The sequence below is a fragment of the Bacillus sp. LL01 genome (assembly GCF_001037965.1).
Genome location: NZ_LFEL01000003.1, coordinates 353,460 through 371,832 on the forward strand (window position 1 = coordinate 353,460; position 18,373 = coordinate 371,832).

At 39.6% G+C, this 18,373-nt stretch carries 18 protein-coding genes; 12 read left to right on the top strand and 6 right to left on the bottom strand.

The features are described 5' to 3' along the window. Nucleotides 1-15 precede the first annotated feature (15 nt). Nucleotides 16-1,863, top strand: coding sequence for an ABC transporter ATP-binding protein (locus tag AB685_RS11275; RefSeq protein ID WP_047970694.1), 1,848 nt, complete (start codon nt 16-18; stop codon nt 1,861-1,863). 380 nt (nt 1,864-2,243) lie between these two features. Here the strand turns inward: AB685_RS11275 and AB685_RS11280 are convergent, their stop codons facing one another. Beyond that, nucleotides 2,244-2,708 (bottom strand): helix-turn-helix domain-containing protein, encoded by a 465-nt coding sequence (locus tag AB685_RS11280; protein WP_047970962.1) that lies wholly within the window; start codon nt 2,706-2,708, stop codon nt 2,244-2,246. 159 nt (nt 2,709-2,867) lie between these two features. Here AB685_RS11280 and AB685_RS11285 point away from each other — a divergent pair, with 159 nt between their 5' ends. Further along, nucleotides 2,868-3,548, top strand: a complete 681-nt coding sequence (locus tag AB685_RS11285) for a TrkA family potassium uptake protein (protein ID WP_128755848.1) — start codon at nt 2,868-2,870, stop codon at nt 3,546-3,548. Between the two features lie 280 nt (nt 3,549-3,828). Here the strand turns inward: AB685_RS11285 and rnjA are convergent, their stop codons facing one another. Next, nucleotides 3,829-5,496 carry a ribonuclease J1 gene (rnjA, locus tag AB685_RS11290; protein WP_047970696.1) on the bottom strand — a complete coding sequence of 556 codons (1,668 nt, stop codon included), beginning with the start codon at nt 5,494-5,496 and terminating at the stop codon, nt 3,829-3,831. A gap of 6 nt (nt 5,497-5,502) precedes the next feature. After that, nucleotides 5,503-5,712, bottom strand: a complete 210-nt coding sequence (locus AB685_RS11295; protein ID WP_047970697.1) for a DNA-directed RNA polymerase subunit epsilon — start codon at nt 5,710-5,712, stop codon at nt 5,503-5,505. Nucleotides 5,713-6,562: 850 nt separating this feature from the next. Here AB685_RS11295 and AB685_RS11300 point away from each other — a divergent pair. Continuing rightward, nucleotides 6,563-7,468, top strand: coding sequence for a DMT family transporter (locus AB685_RS11300; protein ID WP_047970698.1), 906 nt, complete (start codon nt 6,563-6,565; stop codon nt 7,466-7,468). Nucleotides 7,469-7,487: 19 nt separating this feature from the next. After that, nucleotides 7,488-8,288 carry a Cof-type HAD-IIB family hydrolase gene (locus tag AB685_RS11305; RefSeq protein WP_047970699.1) on the top strand — a complete coding sequence of 267 codons (801 nt, stop codon included), beginning with the start codon at nt 7,488-7,490 and terminating at the stop codon, nt 8,286-8,288. A 119-nt stretch (nt 8,289-8,407) separates the two neighbouring features. Here the strand turns inward: AB685_RS11305 and def are convergent, their stop codons facing one another. Then, nucleotides 8,408-8,962 carry a peptide deformylase gene (gene def / locus AB685_RS11310; RefSeq protein WP_047970700.1) on the bottom strand — a complete coding sequence of 185 codons (555 nt, stop codon included), beginning with the start codon at nt 8,960-8,962 and terminating at the stop codon, nt 8,408-8,410. A 212-nt stretch (nt 8,963-9,174) separates the two neighbouring features. Here def and AB685_RS11315 point away from each other — a divergent pair, with 212 nt between their 5' ends. The 5 genes from AB685_RS11315 (at nt 9,175) to lpdA (ending at nt 15,389) form a co-directional block, all read left to right on the top strand. After that, nucleotides 9,175-9,840, top strand: coding sequence for a YkyA family protein (locus tag AB685_RS11315; protein WP_047970701.1), 666 nt, complete (start codon nt 9,175-9,177; stop codon nt 9,838-9,840). A 525-nt stretch (nt 9,841-10,365) separates the two neighbouring features. Then, nucleotides 10,366-11,481, top strand: coding sequence for a pyruvate dehydrogenase (acetyl-transferring) E1 component subunit alpha (gene pdhA / locus AB685_RS11320; protein WP_047970702.1), 1,116 nt, complete (start codon nt 10,366-10,368; stop codon nt 11,479-11,481). Between the two features lie 3 nt (nt 11,482-11,484). Then, nucleotides 11,485-12,462 (top strand): alpha-ketoacid dehydrogenase subunit beta, encoded by a 978-nt coding sequence (locus AB685_RS11325; RefSeq protein WP_047970703.1) that lies wholly within the window; start codon nt 11,485-11,487, stop codon nt 12,460-12,462. A 131-nt stretch (nt 12,463-12,593) separates the two neighbouring features. Then, entirely contained in the window at nt 12,594-13,973 is a 1,380-nt protein-coding gene (locus AB685_RS11330) for a dihydrolipoamide acetyltransferase family protein (protein ID WP_047970704.1), read from the top strand. Nucleotides 13,974-13,976: 3 nt separating this feature from the next. Further along, a complete protein-coding gene (lpdA, locus tag AB685_RS11335) occupies nt 13,977-15,389 on the top strand; it encodes a dihydrolipoyl dehydrogenase (RefSeq protein WP_047970705.1) in 1,413 nt (470 codons plus the stop codon). Between the two features lie 95 nt (nt 15,390-15,484). Here lpdA and AB685_RS11340 read toward each other — a convergent pair whose 3' ends face one another. Beyond that, nucleotides 15,485-15,847 (bottom strand): hypothetical protein, encoded by a 363-nt coding sequence (locus AB685_RS11340; protein WP_198530496.1) that lies wholly within the window; start codon nt 15,845-15,847, stop codon nt 15,485-15,487. 259 nt (nt 15,848-16,106) lie between these two features. On the opposite strand from AB685_RS11340, the gene AB685_RS11345 reads away from it, so the two are divergent. Both AB685_RS11345 and AB685_RS11350 read left to right on the top strand, forming a co-directional pair. Next, entirely contained in the window at nt 16,107-16,352 is a 246-nt protein-coding gene (locus AB685_RS11345; RefSeq protein WP_047970707.1) for a hypothetical protein, read from the top strand. A 129-nt stretch (nt 16,353-16,481) separates the two neighbouring features. Beyond that, nucleotides 16,482-17,393 (top strand): polysaccharide deacetylase family protein, encoded by a 912-nt coding sequence (locus AB685_RS11350; protein ID WP_047970708.1) that lies wholly within the window; start codon nt 16,482-16,484, stop codon nt 17,391-17,393. A 42-nt stretch (nt 17,394-17,435) separates the two neighbouring features. Here AB685_RS11350 and AB685_RS11355 read toward each other — a convergent pair whose 3' ends face one another. Then, complete coding sequence (locus tag AB685_RS11355; protein ID WP_047970709.1) at nt 17,436-17,861, bottom strand: DUF1885 family protein; 426 nt, start codon at nt 17,859-17,861, stop codon at nt 17,436-17,438. Nucleotides 17,862-18,015: 154 nt separating this feature from the next. On the opposite strand from AB685_RS11355, the gene AB685_RS11360 reads away from it, so the two are divergent. Then, a complete protein-coding gene (locus AB685_RS11360) occupies nt 18,016-18,315 on the top strand; it encodes a DUF3055 domain-containing protein (protein ID WP_047970710.1) in 300 nt (99 codons plus the stop codon). The last annotated feature ends 58 nt before the right edge of the window (nt 18,316-18,373 follow it).

Genomic DNA, 18,373 nt, shown 5'->3' on the forward strand with positions numbered 1-18,373 from the left:
GGCAGGTGAAAAAGAGTGCGCAAAAAACAAAAAATCGAACTGAACGATAACGTAAAAAAGAGATTCTACTATTCTACCGACCAGGCTATCGAGAAACCGTTCAACTGGCAACAGATGTGGCGACTGTTCTCTTATATGAAGCCATATTCCAAAACATTGCTACCGCTTGCCATCATTACGATGTTAATAGCTACAGCGGTCAGGTTGGCGATCCCGATTATTATCGGTAAATACTTGTTTGATATTGCCATAAAACAGAAAGACATTAATATGTTAGTAAATCTTTCTATCATCATTTCCGTTCTTTATGTCATTTCTTATGTGGCGAACGCATTGAGGATCAGATGGATGAACATGCTCGGCCAAAACGTCATCTATGATTTAAGGAAGCATTTGTTCACCCACGTTCAAGGGTTGTCTCATCGCTTTTTCGATCAGCGTTCGGCCGGATCCATCCTTGTTCGTATCATGAATGATATTAACTCGCTGCAGGAATTGTTTACAAATGGCGTAATTAATCTTTTAATGGACTTCATTTTATTGATTGGTATCGTGGTTATTCTATTTGCATTAAGTCCGGAATTGGCAACTGCAATCTTAATAATCCTACCGATCATGTTCTTTATCTCAACAAGTCTTCGTAGAAAAATCAGAAGAGCGTGGCAGGATGTCCGTATAAAGCAATCCATGCTGAACTCGCATCTGAATGAGAGCATACAAGGTGTACGAGTAACACAATCATTTACACAAGAACGAGAAAACATGGGATTCTTTGACCGCATCAATACGGAAAACTTCGAATCCTGGAAAAATGCGACAAGACAGAATGCGATTTTCCGTCCTTTTGTCGAGATGACCAATGCCGTAGGAACTGCAATCCTTATCTGGTTTGGGGCTTATCTCATTCAGGTAAGCATGTCAGGTGGTTCTAGTTCCCTGACGGTAGGGATATTCATTTCCTTTGCATTCTATTTAGGAATGTTCTGGGAGCCGATTTCTAGACTAGGCCAGCTTTACAATATGTTGCTTGTTGGTATGGCATCGTCCGAACGTATTTTTGAATTTCTCGATGAGAAGCCGATTGTCGATGAGAAAGCCGATGCAATCAACCTGGAAACAATCCAAGGGGAGATTGAGTTTAAAAATGTAGAGTTCTCCTATGACAGTAAACGTACGGCGCTTAATCGAATTTCGTTGAAAATGGAAGCGGGGCAGACTGTAGCGCTGGTTGGTCACACAGGATCCGGTAAAACGACAATTGCCAACTTGATATCAAGGTTCTATGACGCAACAGGTGGAGAAGTGAAGATTGATGGACACAACATCCGTGATATCTCCTTACAGTGCCTTCGTTCACAAATAAGTGTCGTGCTTCAGGACACATTCATATTCTCGGGAACGATCAATGACAACATCCGATTTGGCCGCCCGACTGCAACAGATGAAGAGGTAAAAGCAGCTGCTGAAGCGGTAGGAGCAAACGAATTTATTGAACGACTCAAAAACGGGTATGACACTGAAGTGGAGGAACGAGGAAATGTCCTTTCCGTCGGGGAAAGACAATTGATTTCCTTTGCCCGTGCACTCCTAGCAGACCCTAGCATCATCATACTGGATGAAGCAACAGCAAGTATCGATACTGAAACGGAAGTGAAGATACAAACTGCTCTTAAACAGCTTTTGAAGGGACGTACAGCAATTATTATCGCTCACCGACTTTCCACTATACGGGAAGCTGATAACATCATTGTCCTTGACCATGGGAACATCATGGAGCAGGGTAATCATGATAAGCTGATGGAACACGGTGGTATCTATTACCACTTAGTTAAAGCGCAGTTTACGATGCAGGATGTAAGCTGAGAATAAAAAGAGACATCGGTTTTTGAGCCGATGTCTTTTTATAAATTATTTGATACTGGGCGCCTGAATGCCGATAAAGGTAATTAATCGAAAAAAGGGGGGAATTATACAAATAAGTGGTCAAAGTATGCAAAAAACCTATCCAATTATACAAAAAATCACATCAAATTATTAAGAATCCATATATTTCCAACAAAATGACCTCGTTTTGCAAGTATCTGCAATGAAGGAGGCCATTTCATGAAATTAAAGCTACAACTAGAGCCGATCCCTATACATAATTTGATCAATGATACTCAATCTTTTCAGTAATATAGCAAGCAGCCAGAAAAATAGGGCAGAGGACAGCAATCAGAAGGACAATATTGACATCCATTAACTCATTCTTCTTTCTTTTGTGCTGATAGCTCGTGCAACCTGTGTATCGCATCTTCTTTTTCAAAAGAGCTGTACCAGCGGAAGTCCATTTCATCAAGAATTCTATAATGCTGGCTGATAACATTTTGTTGCAGGCGGAATGTGCCTTGCGTTTTCACCTCTTTCCACCAGACTTTGCCGCCCATAGTCTTATCCCTAGGTGCATCAATCTTCTCGTGTGCGATTGTTTCCATAACTTCTAATGGATCAGCACCGAGTACTGAAGATAATACTTGGCTTTCTCTGAATAGGGCGCAAGTAGCTGCACAAACGGTCCAGCCAGCTAAGTTTCTACCTTTTTCAATTTGGACTAGCGTCTTCTTAGAGATTCCCAAGATTTCCGCCATCCGATCTTGTGTATAGTCATGTTCCGTTCGAATTAGCTTAATTTTACTTGATATTAAGGAAATTGCTTCGTTTTGATTCATCATCGAAGATGGATGCTCCTTTTTTATATTATATGTGTAATTTTACACTTTTTAGAATGTTAATTCAATGATTATATAAAAATATGATTCGAAGAATATTTTTTAAATCTAGAAAATAAAGGATTGTGATACAATAGTATCTATACATAACCTTTGTAAATGGGGGAAGAACCGTTGAAGAGAAAAGAGTTTGCCGTAATAGGCCTTGGGCGTTTTGGGGGAAGCATGGTACAGGCATTAAGTGATGAGGGAGTAGAGGTGCTCGCCATTGATAATGATGAGGAAAAAGTAAATCAGTTTGCCAATATCGCATCACATGCAGTTGTAGGAGACACAACTGACGAAGCGGTGCTCAAGAGTATTGGAATCAGAAACTTTGACCACGTGATTGTTGCAATCGGTGATAATATACAAGCGAGTATTTTGACCACGTTAATTTTAAAGGAATTAGGGGTTAAGCATATTACTGTTAAAGCCACAAATGATTATCATGAAAAAGTATTAAGTCGGATCGGAGCTGATCAGGTGGTCCATCCAGAGCGTGACATGGGTAGACGTATTGCCCATAATATCGTATCCAATAACGTTCTGGACTATCTGGAGCTTTCTGATGAACATAGTATTGTGGAGATTGTAGCAAGTCGCCGTCTTGATGGTAACACGTTAATTGATCTGGACATACGTGCAAAATATGGGATTAATATCGTTGCAATAAAACGTGGAAGAGACATTATAGTTTCTCCTCAAGCCACCGACCCCATCAGGCAGGGTGATATCCTAATCGTTATCGGGGCTGACACGGACATTACGCGATTCGAGAAAAATGTTGTGGAAGAATAAAGTGGCATACCAGTGAGGGGAGACCTTTGCTGGTTTTTCTATTTTATTCCTGAAAAATACCCTTCCGAATTCCGAAATATTACAATAACGGATCAAAAAGTCATAATAACACTCGAAAAAGTTACAATAACCGAAAAATTTGTTATAATCATCCTTTGAAAAATAACAATCACAGCATATTGAGCTCATAAGTATTTCTTTATTCCAAAAGAAATTCAATTTCCAATGGCAAAAAAACTCCCCTGACCAAAAGGTCAGGGGAGTTTCATCTAATCCAACATCAAACTTCCATGATAATAGGAAGGATCATCGGACGGCGTTTTGTTTTCTCATAAAGGAATGGAGCAAGAGTATCCGTAATTTCGTTCTTAATTTCGGACCACTGTGTAGTGCGGCGTTCCATGATCTTATTCAGGTGCTTGGAAATCAAGGACTGTGCGTCATTGATTAAATCGCCGGATTCTCTCATATAGACGAAACCACGTGAGATAATGTCCGGACCGGAAGCAATGCGGAAATCTTTCATGTTAATGCTTACAACCACAACTACAAGACCTTCTTCAGAAAGGATACGGCGGTCACGTAATACGATGTTTCCGATGTCTCCAATTCCATTTCCGTCAATGTACACATTTCCAGAAGGGATTTTCCCTGCAACAGATGCTTCATCTTCGCTAAGCGCAAGCACTTCGCCGTTGTCCATGATAAAGCAGTTCTCTTCAGGTACTCCACAATCAATCGCAAGTTGCTTGTGGGTAATCTGCATGCGGTATTCACCATGAATTGGCATGAAGTATTTAGGTTTGATCAAGCGAAGCATAAGCTTTTGCTCCTGCTGACCACCATGACCAGAAGTATGGATGTCGCTTAATGATCCGTGGATAACATCAGCTCCTGCACGGAACAGCAAGTTAATCGTACGGTTTACACTCAATGTGTTTCCTGGGATAGGGGAAGAGGAGAATACAACCGTGTCCCCAGGAATGATTTGAATCTGACGGTGAGTACCGTTGGCGATTCTGGATAGAGCAGCCATCGGTTCACCTTGGCTACCGGTACAAAGAATAGTGATTTTGTTTGCCGGCATCCGGTTAATCTGGTTTGTTTCAATGAATGTATCTTTAGGTGCCTGGATATACCCAAGCTCTTGACCAATATTAATGGCAGCTTCCATACTGCGGCCAAAGACTGCCACTTTTCTGCCATGAGCAACAGCAGCTTCCACCACTTGTTGTAGACGGTGAATGTTGGATGCGAAAGTAGCAAAGATTACACGACCATCCACTTTGCGGAAGATGTCCTGGATGCTTTCTCCAACACGACGCTCTGACATAGTGAAATCAGGGATTTCACTGTTTGTGCTGTCGGATAATAAGCAAAGGACACCCTCTTTACCTATTTCAGCCATTTTCGTCAAGTTTGCAGGTTCTCCGACTGGAGTGAAGTCAAACTTGAAGTCACCTGTGTGTACAATGTTCCCTTGAGGTGTTTTCACAACAACTCCGTAAGAATCAGGGATACTGTGTGTGGTGCGGAAGAATGTCACCGAAGTTTTACGGAACTTGATGATATCATCTTCCTGAATTTCGATTAATTTTGCTTTGCGTAGCAGTCCATGCTCTTCTAGCTTGTTTTTGATTAGTCCAAGAGCAAGCTTTCCTCCGTAGACAGGAATGTCCACTTCGCGTAGTAGGTAAGGGATACCGCCGATATGGTCTTCGTGTCCATGGGTAACGAAAAGACCTTTGATTTTTTCTTGGTTTTTCACAAGATAGGTATAGTCAGGAATAACGTAGTCGATTCCCAGTAGTTCATCTTCAGGAAACTTGATTCCAGCGTCGATCAGGATAATTTCATCCTGGAACTGGACTGCATAGGTGTTCTTCCCGATCTCACCCAGTCCGCCTAAAGCGAATACTGCTGCTTGATTGTTTTTTACAAATTTCATTGTCTATCAGATCTCCAATACTTTAAAGTTTTCAGATTGTTTTTCATACTCATAGAACTCCCCTGATACAGGCTGGATAAATTCTATGTTATAAGGCTTGTCCTTCAGTTTTCTGCGGACCTCAAAGACTGCAGAAGCTTCTAAAAAAAGAGACTCCGTTTTTTCTCTTACTGGTGCTTCAGCAACGTCTTCCTGGTAATACACTTTAAACAACATTCATATCTCTCCTTAAAAAAATTCTGGCCATCTCTCCGCTACTCTTGCGACAGCAGGGGAGAAAGGGTATATATAGTTATTTTATGCAAGGGAAAAGTGCGGAAGTGTCCGTCGACCCACTATCTTGTGTCAAGCTACAAAGCTTTTCTCCTTACAAAAAGACAACGCGTAACTGAATAATGCTTCCTAGAAATATCTATATAGCCGGTCATTGGCTAAAAAGCCATTATTAACCTATATTATATACGATATTAGTGAAGATTTCATGTTTTTCTAGAAGAGGCTTTTTCTATTTTCTCCAAAATATAAGATTTAAAAGCATTATAAAGCGAAAAGTGTATGTAAAAAATTCATGAAATCTTAATCCTATTATAGTTATCAAAGGTTTCTTTGTAAAATTTTTCGCCGTTAAAATATGTAAGAGCCCTTCGAGAATAGAAGGACTCATCAACGTAAAGAATTAAGCGATCGTTTTTCGTTTGAGGATATTGTTCATTCTACGCAGTATTTTCTTTCTGAGTCTTCTTAACATAAGCATTCACTCCTTGTACTCAAGGTACGAACTGTTTGTTACTAGTTAATATGCGACAAACAGATAAATATGTTGCTGGTAAATATACGAAATTTCAGTACATAAGGAATGTCTTTTCACGTCTGAACAATGTACGCAGAATCAAGTATGGTTACATTTAGAGTAACATATAAATGGTATATTGGGAATAAGGCGCTCGTTGCAATTATTTATCTGTGTTGGTTGCATGAACTTTTAATTGACAGAAAACGCTTACTTCATGTAGGTTAGAATAAACTTTTATTTCGATACCCTAAAAATACAAGGTGGTAAAGTAAGATGAAGCGTTTATATCTGGCATTATTGACACTAAGTTTGATATGGGGAATGTCCTTTCTATTTATTAAATTACTTGTAGTGGATCTAGGTGTATGGGGCGTTGTTTTCTGGCGGTGTGTCTTTGGAGCTGGTACGCTGTTTGTATTACTTATTATTCAAAATAAAATCAATACGTTAAGAAAACTCCCGCTTATTCCAATTATCTTCATTGGATTGCTTAATAACGCTCTTCCTTGGGCGCTAATAGCAGTAAGTGAAACAACGATAAGTAGCAGTCTCGCATCTGTGGTCAACGCCACTACACCGATATGGACCATTTTAATCGGTTTTACCATATTTGGAAGTAAAATGGAAAAGATGCAATGGTTAGGAGTTGTAGTAGGTTTCTTCGGGATCATGGTTCTATTGGAATTGAACCTGTTTCAATTGTTTCAGGATAATCTTCTGGGTGTAGGTACCATGTTGGGCGCCACTATCTGTTATGGATTTGGAGCACATCTAAGTAAACGATATTTGCAAAACATTCCTATTACTGTGATCTCGTTCACTACCCTTGCAATGGCAGGGGTGATGTCGGGTATTATGATGGCGTTTTTTCAACCAGCCGGATTCTTGTCAGTCGGTAACATCGACATTTTATTTTCCCTAATTGGTCTTGGAGTCTTTGGTTCAGGCTTCGCCTACCTTCTCTATTATTTCATGGTGAAAGAGGGTAGTGCGGAATTCGCATCGCTAGTGACTTATTTAGTACCAATCACTGCTATGCTTTGGGGAAGCCTTTTACTGAATGAGAAAATAACACCTCATATGCTTATCGGTTTAATTCTCATCTTCAGTGGTGTATATTTGTCATCGTATAAAACAAAAGCTAAAAAACAAAAAGTGGTAAAGAAAGTCGCAGTCTAAAAAGAGTAAGGTGGTTAAGATGGAAAAAAATGAAAAGAAGATAGTGTTTTTTGATATAGATGGTACATTACTTAATCATGAGAAAGAATTGCCTGAATCAACAAAGAGAGCAGTAAAAGAATTAAAAAAACAGGGTGTGTATGTGGCAATCGCTACAGGAAGAGCTCCTTTCATGTTCGAGGATTTACGAAAAGAATTGGATATCCATACATTTGTAAGTTTTAACGGACAATATGTTGTCTTTGAAGGGGAAGTTGTCTACAAAAATCCCCTTAATGCTGAAAAAATGCATGAGCTCCGTGTAAACTCTGAGAAATTGTCTCATCCCCTTGTCTATTTAAATCATGAAACAATGAAGGCAAATGTAGAAAATCACCCTTTTATTCATGAAAGTATGGGAAGTTTAAAGTTTACACATCCTGAATTCGGACCTTCATTCCTTGATGAAACGGAAATCTATCAGGCGTTATTGTTTATAGAAGATAATGAGCAACAAACCTATGTTGATTCCTATGATGCTTTTCACTTTATCCGCTGGCACCAATATTCTACCGATATTCTGCCTAGAGGAGGATCAAAAGCGATTGGAATCCAAAGGATGCTTGAGAGATTGCCTTTTAAAAAGGAGAATGTGTTTGCATTTGGAGACGGATTGAATGATGTGGAAATGATTGATTTTGTTGGTACAGGTATTGCGATGGGAAATTCCCATCCGGAATTATTTAAAGTTGCCAACCATGTTACAAAGGATGTAGGGGAAGATGGTATTATTCACGGTCTGGAACTTGTGGGGTTGCTAAACAAGTCGGTTAGATCTTAGTGTAGTAAGTTCGCAAACCAACCGGGGAATGGCAAGTCCCAAGACAAAAAAGTATGAGAGTTAGCCTGCAGTATAAAAAGCCTGATCGCTAGTCGATCAGGCTTTTTATATGTTTATTTTTACCGTTCAATCGGCAGGGCCCCTTCAGGTGGTTGGAAAGGGTTCTGCTGATTGATATGATCATAGAACATGACTCCATGTAAATGATCAATTTCATGCTGGAATACGATTGCAATCAAACCTTTCAGTCTCAATTTAATTTCTTCACCCTGCAAGGTGGTTGCTTTAACTGTCACTCTGGCATATCTTGGTACAAGACCTGGTACGTCCCTTTCAACTGACAGGCAACCTTCCCCCGAAGTAAGATAACTTCTTTCTACAGAGTGGCTGATAATCCTCGGGTTGAAGAGTGCATAGCTATGTAATTTCCCAGTTTCATCTGAGATATGAACCGCAATCATTTTTTTTAGAACATTAATTTGTGGAGCTGCCAACCCCACACCTGGACGCAAATTGTATTGCATGGATATTTCCGGGTTCTGACTATTTTGAAGGTACTCCATCATTTTTGCAAGTATTGCGGCATCTTCGTATGAAGGCGGAAGTGCGACATCACTTGCTACAGTTCTTAATGTAGGATGTCCTTCCTTTATGATATCTTTGGTTGTAAGCATGATTTCACTCCTATCCTTAATACATATAATATACTCTATACATCAGTATATATGGTAACTATTATGAATCACGATATATTTTAACAAAAGCATAGTAGTAGATAAAACAATTCATCTGATCAAGATTATTTTATTCTACTAACCAATTTAATATTGTAAAAATTAGCAATAAAATTTATAGTTAAAGAGAAGAGATGTTAGGGGGATTTAAATTGCGTTTTTGGAAAAGCACATTATGTTCTGGTGCTCTAGCTTTTTCCCTATTCTTATCCGGTTGTACAAACGGAGAATCTCCTGAGCAGGAGATCTTTCAGACATTGGAAAAGGTAGTGGAACTTGAGGCGAGCTTTGAAGAACAACAAGAACCTTTATTGGAATTGGAAAAAGAGGAATCTGCCATTTATGAAGAGATTTTAAGTCTTGGAATGAAAGAGTTTGATCAGATTGTCAAACTTTCACAAGAAGGGCTTGCATTGGTAGAACAAAAAGAAGCCGCAATGGAAGAAGAGAAAAAGAGTATTGAGGCTGCACGCGAAGAATTTGAAGAAGTAAAAGCTTCCATGGAATCGCTCGAAGATGAAGAACTGAAAAAAGAAGCACAATCCTTGTATCAACTTATGGAACAACGTTATGAAGCTTATATGACTTTATGGAATCACTATATGGAATCAATGGTGATTGAAAAAGCAATGTATGAACTATTCCAGACAGAAGATCTTACACTGGAAGAATTACAATTGCAAATTAATAACTTAAATGAAAAATACGAGAAAATTAATGAAGCAAATGATTCCTTCAATGAATATACAGAACAATATAATGAGAAGAAATTGAATTTTTATGAAAAATCAGGTTTGGATGTAACCTATAATAATTAACGTAGTGTAACCCATGGAAGAGGTAATTCTTCTGTGGGTTTTTATTTTTGAATCTTTTTTCATATGCCAGAATAGTCACAACTTATGGAATGGTTAAGTTTAAACGATAGCGGGAATGGGATGAATAGTGACTAAATATTATTATAAAATAATTACAGCGTGTTGAAAGGAAGCTAATATAATACAGTGTGGATAATTGTATTAGTACAGATTGAATTTCAAAAAAAATTCTTTACATTAACTGGTGAGAAAAAAGTTAATGCAAGCAAAGATATTGACGGAATTATTCAGTGTATTGTAAACTTGACCTTGGTGAAAAGTTGTATTAATATTTTTCTTGGAAACATTAATACAGGATAATATTTCGCTTGCTATACTAAAAGTTGCAAGCGGCAAAAAGAGGAAAAATACGTTTTTGCATCACAAACAGAAAAATGTCTTTTAAAACACGTTTTTGGGTAACCTATTTTTGTATGTAATGATGTATTAAATAGTTCTCTTAATAGAAAGGAAGAGGTGACGTAGATGGCTGCAAAAACTAAAAACGCTAAATTTGATCCAAAGCAGCAGAAAGCGAAAGTGGAAGAACAATTCCAAACGTTCCAAATCTTGAATGAAGAAGGCGAAGTAGTAAATGAAGCTGCAATGCCTGAATTAAGTGATGACCAATTAAAAGAATTAATGCGCCGTATGGTATATACTCGCGTACTTGATCAACGTTCCATTAGCTTGAACAGACAAGGGCGCTTAGGTTTCTACGCTCCAACTGCCGGTCAGGAAGCTTCCCAATTGGCTTCTCAGTTTGCATTGGAAAGCGATGATTTCATTTTACCAGGATACCGTGATGTGCCACAGATGATCTGGCATGGTCTTCCTTTATATCAAGCATTCTTATTCTCCCGTGGTCACTTCCACGGAAACCAGATGCCGGAGGGTGTTAACCTATTACCACCTCAAATCATCATCGGAGCACAAATTATCCAAACAGCAGGTGTTGCACTTGGATTGAAGAAAAAAGGGAAAAAGAATGTAGCAATTACATACACAGGAGACGGTGGAGCATCTCAAGGTGACTTCTATGAAGGCTTGAACTTCGCAGGAGCTTATCAAGCGCCAGCTATCTTTGTTGTACAAAACAACCGTTTTGCAATCTCCACTCCAGTTGAAAAGCAATCTGCTGCAGGAACGATTGCTCAGAAAGCAGTAGCAGCCGGTATCCCTGGGATTCAGGTAGATGGAATGGATGCACTTGCAGTTTACGCAGCAACACTTGATGCACGTGAGCGCGCAGTGAACGGGGAAGGTCCAACGTTGATTGAAACATTAACTTACCGTTATGGTCCACATACAATGGCAGGAGATGACCCTACTCGTTACCGTACTTCCGAACTTGATGATGAGTGGGAAAAGAAAGATCCTTTGGTACGCTTCCGTAAATTCCTTGAAAACAAAGGAATCTGGAGCGAGGATGAAGAGAACAAAGTAATCGAAGAAGCGAAAGAAGATATCAAGGTTGCCATCAAGAAAGCAGATGACCAACCAAAACAAAAAGTTACAGACTTAATCTCTTTCATGTACGAAGAGCTTCCACATAACTTAAAAGAGCAAAATGAAATTTACAAAGAGAAGGAGTCGAAGTAAGCCATGGCGCAAATGACTATGATTCAAGCAATCACTGATGCGTTACGCACAGAATTGAAAAATGATGAAAACGTCTTGCTTTTCGGTGAAGACGTTGGTCAAAACGGTGGGGTTTTCCGTGCAACTGAAGGTCTTCAAGCTGAATTCGGTGAAGACCGCGTATTTGATACGCCACTTGCAGAATCAGGAATCGGTGGACTTGCTGTCGGCTTCGGCGTAACTGGCTTCCGTCCTGTAATGGAAATCCAATTCTTCGGATTCGTATATGAAGTTATGGACTCCGTCAGTGGACAACTTGCACGTATGCGTTACCGTACAGGTGGACGCTGGTCTGCACCAGTTACTATTCGTTCTCCATTCGGTGGTGGGGTACACACACCTGAACTTCACGCTGACAGCTTAGAAGGACTTATGGCACAACAGCCAGGACTTAAAGTGGTTATTCCTGCAACTCCATATGATGCGAAAGGTTTATTGATTTCTGCTATCCGAGATAACGATCCGGTTGTCTTTTTAGAGCATATGAAATTATACCGTTCTTTCCGTCAAGAGGTACCGGAAGAAGAGTACACAATTGAAATCGGTAAAGCCGACATCAAACGTGAAGGCTCAGATATTACAATGATCACTTACGGAGCTATGGTTCATGAGTGCTTAAAAGCAGCAGAACAGCTTGAAAAAGATGGCGTCTCTGCTGAAGTAATCGACATACGTACAATCAGCCCATTGGATATTGAAACAATCATTGCATCTGTTGAGAAAACTGGCCGTGCAATCGTTGTTCAAGAAGCCCAAAAACAAGCTGGAATTGGTGCAAGCATCGTAGCGGAAATCAATGACCGTGCTATCCTTAGCCTAGAAGCACCGGTATTACGTGTTGCGGCTCCTGATACTGTATTCCCATTCTCTCAAGCTGAGAGCGTATGGTTACCAAACCATAAAGACGTTTTAGAAACAGCTAAAAAAATTCTTAACTTTTAATTAAATATATACAAAATCGGCAAGGTCCGATTTAAATCACGAGAAGTCCATTCTTAGCCTTGCAAAGAGTGGGCTCTCCAATTTATCGGTAAATAGGAAAACAAGCTATCTATCATAGGAGGTTGAATACTGTGGCATTCGAATTTAAACTGCCAGATATCGGTGAAGGTATCCATGAAGGTGAAATCGTAAAGTGGTTCGTAAAACCAGGTGACGAAATCGAAGAAGATGATGTACTTTGTGAAGTGCAAAATGATAAAGCGGTTGTAGAAATTCCGTCTCCTGTAAAAGGAAAAGTAACGGAATTGAAAGTGGATGAAGGTACTGTTTGTACGGTTGGACAAACCATTATTACACTTGATGCTCCTGGTTATGAAGACCTTAAGTTCAAAGGTGACGACCACGGAAGCGATGACGAAAATGCTGAAACGAAGTCTGATGAAAAAACAGAAGGACAAGTTCAAGCAACTGCTGAAGCTGGTCAAGATGTGAAAAAAGAGGAAGCTCCAAAAGAAGAGCCTAAAGCTGAAACAGGCGCAGGCGCTCAGGAGCAAGTGGAAGTAGATCCAAACAAACGTGTAATCGCGATGCCATCTGTTCGTAAATATGCTCGTGAAAAAGGCGTTGAAATCCGTCAAGTAGCTGGTTCCGGCGACAATGGCCGTGTTCTTAAGAGCGATATAGATGCATTCTTAAGTGGAGGCAGTGCCAAAGCAGAAGAAACTACTTCTACTGAAGCAGCTCCAGAAGCAAAAGAAGAAACAAAAGCAAAAGCAAAACAAGAGAAACAAGCAATTCCAGAGGGTCAATACCCAGAAACTCGTGAGAAAATGAGTGGAATGCGTCGTGCAATTGCAAAAGCGATGGTTAATTCCAAGCACACTGCTCCACACGTGACATTGATGGATGAAATCGATGTGACAGAACTTGTTGCACACCGTAAGAAATTCAAATCAGTTGCAGCAGACAAAGGAATTAAGTTAACATTCTTACCATACGTAGTTAAAGCACTTACATCTGCGTTACGTGAGTATCCTGTACTTAATACTTCTCTAGATGATGCAACAGACGAAATTGTACACAAGCATTATTTCAACATCGGTATCGCGGCTGATACGGAGAAAGGCTTATTGGTTCCTGTCGTTAAAGATGCGGACAGAAAGTCTATCTTCTCCATTTCCAACGAAATCAACGAACTTGCTGGAAAAGCGCGTGACGGTAAATTGGCTTCTGATGAAATGAAAGGTGCATCTTGCACAATCACAAACATCGGTTCAGCTGGTGGACAATGGTTCACACCGGTTATTAACCATCCAGAGGTTGCGATTCTAGGTATCGGCCGTATCGCAGAAAAACCTGTAGTGAAAGACGGAGAAATTGTAGTGGCTCCGGTTCTTGCATTATCACTAAGCTTTGACCATCGTATGATTGATGGCGCTACTGCTCAAAATGCGCTAAACCATATCAAGCGCCTATTGAACGATCCACAATTATTGTTAATGGAGGGTTAATAAATGGTAGTAGGAGATTTCGCAATTGATGTAGATACGCTTGTCATCGGTTCGGGCCCTGGCGGATATGTTGCTGCAATCCGCGCGGCTCAACTGGGACAAAAGGTAACAATCGTGGAAAAAAACACACTTGGTGGAGTATGTCTAAATGTTGGATGTATCCCTTCCAAAGCATTAATTTCTGCAGGTCACCGCTATGAAACAGCAAAACATTCTGAAGATATGGGAATCACAGCTGAGAACGTTACAGTGGATTTCTCTAAAGTCCAAGAATGGAAAGCTGGAGTAGTGAAAAAACTGACTGGCGGAGTAGAAGGTCTACTTAAGGGGAACAAAGTGGACATCGTTTCTGGTGAAGCATACTTCGTAGACGGTAACACAGTTCGTATCATGGACGATAACTCTGCGCAAACATACAAGTTCAACAACTGTATCATTGCAACAGGTTCTCGCCCTATCGAAATCCCGACTTTCAAGTATTCGAAACGTGTCCTTGATTCTACTGGCGCATTGGCTCTTAAAGATATTCCAAAGAAACTTGTTGTAATCGGTGGAGGGTACATCGGTACAGAACTTGGTACAGCATACGCTAACTTTGGAACAGAAGTTGTCATTGTCGAAGCTGCGGATGAGATATTGGCTGGATTTGAAAAACAAATGAGCTCCCTAGTAAAGCGTAACCTGAAGAAAAAAGGAAACGTGGAAATCTTCACAAAAGCAATGGCTAAAGGTGTGGAGGAAACAAAAGATGGCGTGAAAGTAACGATCGAAGTGAAAGGCGAAGAGCAAACAATCGACGCTGATTACGTATTGGTTACTGTAGGTCGTCGTCCAAATACTGATGAGCTTGGTCTTGAGCAAGTTGGTGTGGAAATGACAGATCGTGGTGTTGTGAAAATTGACAAACAATGCCGCACCAGCGTTTCTAATATTTACGCAATTGGTGACATCGTTGAGGGACCACCGCTAGCACATAAAGCTTCTTACGAAGGCAAGATTGCTGCTGAGGCTATTGCTGGAGAGCCTTCTGAGATCGACTACTTAGGAATTCCTGCTGTAGTATTCTCAGAACCTGAACTAGCATCTGTCGGTTATACAGAAGCACAAGCTAAAGAAGAAGGTATTGAAATTGTTGCTGCTAAGTTCCCATTTGCTGCAAATGGGCGTGCATTAGCATTAAACGCGACAGACGGCTTCTTGAAACTTGTTACCCGTAAAGAAGATGGACTTATCATTGGAGCTCAAATTGCCGGTTCTAGCGCATCTGATATGATCGCTGAACTTGGTCTTGCTATCGAAGCTGGAATGACAGCAGAAGATATTGCTATGACTATCCACGCGCATCCAACATTGGGAGAAATCACAATGGAAGCTGCAGAAGTAGCAATGGGAAGCCCGATTCACATTGTAAAATAATTGACTGACTAAAGAGCCTCCGATCATTTCGGAGGCTCTTTTTTGGTGATATGAATTGCTTCAGAGGGCACACAAAAAAGCAGGCATTCCACAACTTAATATGTAGAATCACCCGCTTCGTTTAAAGCTTGTTCAATGGTAACGACAATGTCCTCTTTTGGTTTGGATCCTTCCACGTGTGTCACTACTTCGTTATGGTGTACGACGATCAAAGAAGGGGTCGACTTTACATTAAACTGCTTATATAATATTTTTTCATTCTCAGAATGAACTACCTTCAAGTTAGCTACTTCATTTGGAAATGAATTCTTCAAATCAATGATGGCATCATAATATGTATGTTCATCTTGTAAGTTGGATTCATCCGAAAAAAACACAAGTGTATGGGCATCATCTGGAAATTGAATGTGAGTAATAGATTGATTTTCTTGACAAGAAGATAAAATGAAAAAAGACAAAGTGAAAAAAATGACCGAGCCTCTAATCATGGCAATCCTCACTTTCTGATTAAAACATACTTAAAGCTATTATAGAAAATCTAATTTCTATTTGGTGCTATTCTACCACTAAAAATATTGTAAGCTTTACTTGTCATCGAAATGTTACAAAATTGAAAAATAGAATGCTCCTTATTAGCATATTTATTACAAAGGTCTTCTTTCGCGATAAATCGGATAGATATATATATATAGAAATATGCAGTAAGGAGCTGCTTTTATGAAGAATTATGTGGTGTTTTTAATACAAAATATTTTTTGGGGAACATATAGTCTGATAGAATGGTTTTCAGCCAGGGACAAGATGCAGGCAAAAGTGATCCTTTTGGGTATTTTTATCTATCTTTGCTATACACTTGCCATATCAATTACTCATAAAAAAGAGCAGGCAGCATTGACCACGGCAATCAGTTTTATTTTCTACTTTAGTTTTCAGAGACTTTTTTACTATTTGGTTTTCAGCTAGGTGCAAGGAAGAAAATCCTATTATTTGAAAACAGTTCTTGGACGTGCTTAAATATCTTGGAAAAACATTGCCTTCATATACTACTTGCTAGTATGATTAAAGATGAACCTTACATATGGAGGAAAGAATATGAAAAAATGGGTACTATCTGCATTGTTATTGCTCCTCCTAGTAGCTTGTGGGGAAAATGGACAAGTAAATGAAGAGCAAGAATCCAATGCAGTAGATAGTCAAACAGAAGAAAACGAATCTACTGAAGATGCGGAAGAGGAAGATGTTCCGGCTTCAACGAACGAAGAACCAGCTGAAAATGAAGAGTATGAAGAAAAACAAACTGAAGAAGATACCGGCACTATTGATAAAGAAGAAACCGATAGTGAGCTCAAAGAACCCCAGTACATAGTGAACGAGAGTAATTGGGCATTAGAACCGATCAGTGATGCTAATCCTGAGGTTGTGTTATTGACAATCGATGATGCTCCTGATAGATATGCGTTGGAGATGGCGGCAATTCTTAAGGAACTGAACGTGAAAGCGATATTCTTTGTTAACGGACATTTCCTTGAAACGGAAGAAGAACAGAACGCTCTCAAAGAAATTCATGCTATGGGATTTCCTATTGGAAACCATACTATGACTCATAAATCCTTAAGACAGTTATCAGAAGAAGAACAATATGAAGAAATTGTCTTGCTAAGTGATAAGGTAGAGGAAATTATCGGGGAACGTCCCCGGTTCTTTCGAGCTCCATTTGGTACCAATACCGACTATGCCCAAGAGCTTGTCAAACAGGAAGGTATGATTCTGATGAATTGGACTTACGGTTTTGATTGGGAGACTGAATATATGGATGCCGAAGCACTTGCAAATGTTATGGTGAATACAGAATATCTTAGCAGTGGCAGTAACCTACTAATGCATGACCGAGAGTGGACAAAAGACGCATTAGCCGATATTGTAAAGGGTCTTCAAGCCAAAAACTACGAAATTCTGGACCCGGATCTTATTGGAACCGACGAGGCAGCATCTGAGTTAGAATAAAAAGAAAGCCCGCTATTTCAGATAGCGGGCTTTCTTTGGTTTTTAGCGCTTATAATAATACATGATACTTCCTGAAAAGAGTTTTAACTCCGCCTCCAGTTTTTTGGCTAGGAACTTGCATAGCTCATTGGCCTTTCCTTTATCGCCATGGGTACTCTGGTCATGTAATGTGACCTGTATGTAAGATAGGGGCTCCGCCGCTTCGGAATCCTCCGGTTGGGTCCCTACTCCGATAAGAATCAACTTATAACGATCCTCCGTACCTTTTAAATAAAACCATTGATCTTTTCCTTCCGTTTTTTCTTTAATTTCATAAGGAAAGGCTGCCTCACTGTATTCCCATCCCAACTGTTTTCCAGTTTTAGAGGTTATCTCTTTATAGTAGTTTAATAATTCCTTCACGGCTTCTACGGTAAGCGTTTTCTCTTTTGATTTGGGGACTAAATTAATATAAGCGCTACTGGCCATTAGATTCACTCCTAAATATGACAAATTCATCTAGTACTATTCTAGCATTAGGGCAAAACAACTGACAATCACTAAGTGAAAATTCTTGCAAATGTGTTAAAGTGTAAGTTATAATAATATTCTGAATAACCAAAAAATTAAAAGGAGGTACCTTATGAACTTATTTGACAAGCTTTATGATAACAATGAGAATGTTCCAGTTCGATTTGTTGGCTTTACGACTAAAGATGTTAGATATGATTTTGGTATTGTGTACACGAATATGTTTTTTGGTAAGCCTCTCGTCATCTGTATGCAAACTGGCCGTTCCACCCTCCTCGACCCTAAAGACATTACTGACTTAAACCACCTTCAGCATGTATTCCGAATTGATTCACAAGAGCAAGCAGAAGACCTTGCAGAATTTTTTGCAGAAGCCATTCCTACCATTCCGTTTCAAGAGCAATATGAGTAATGAATAATTGAGGTAATTAATGTGGCCATCTTCCAGTTAATCGGAAGGTGGCCATTTA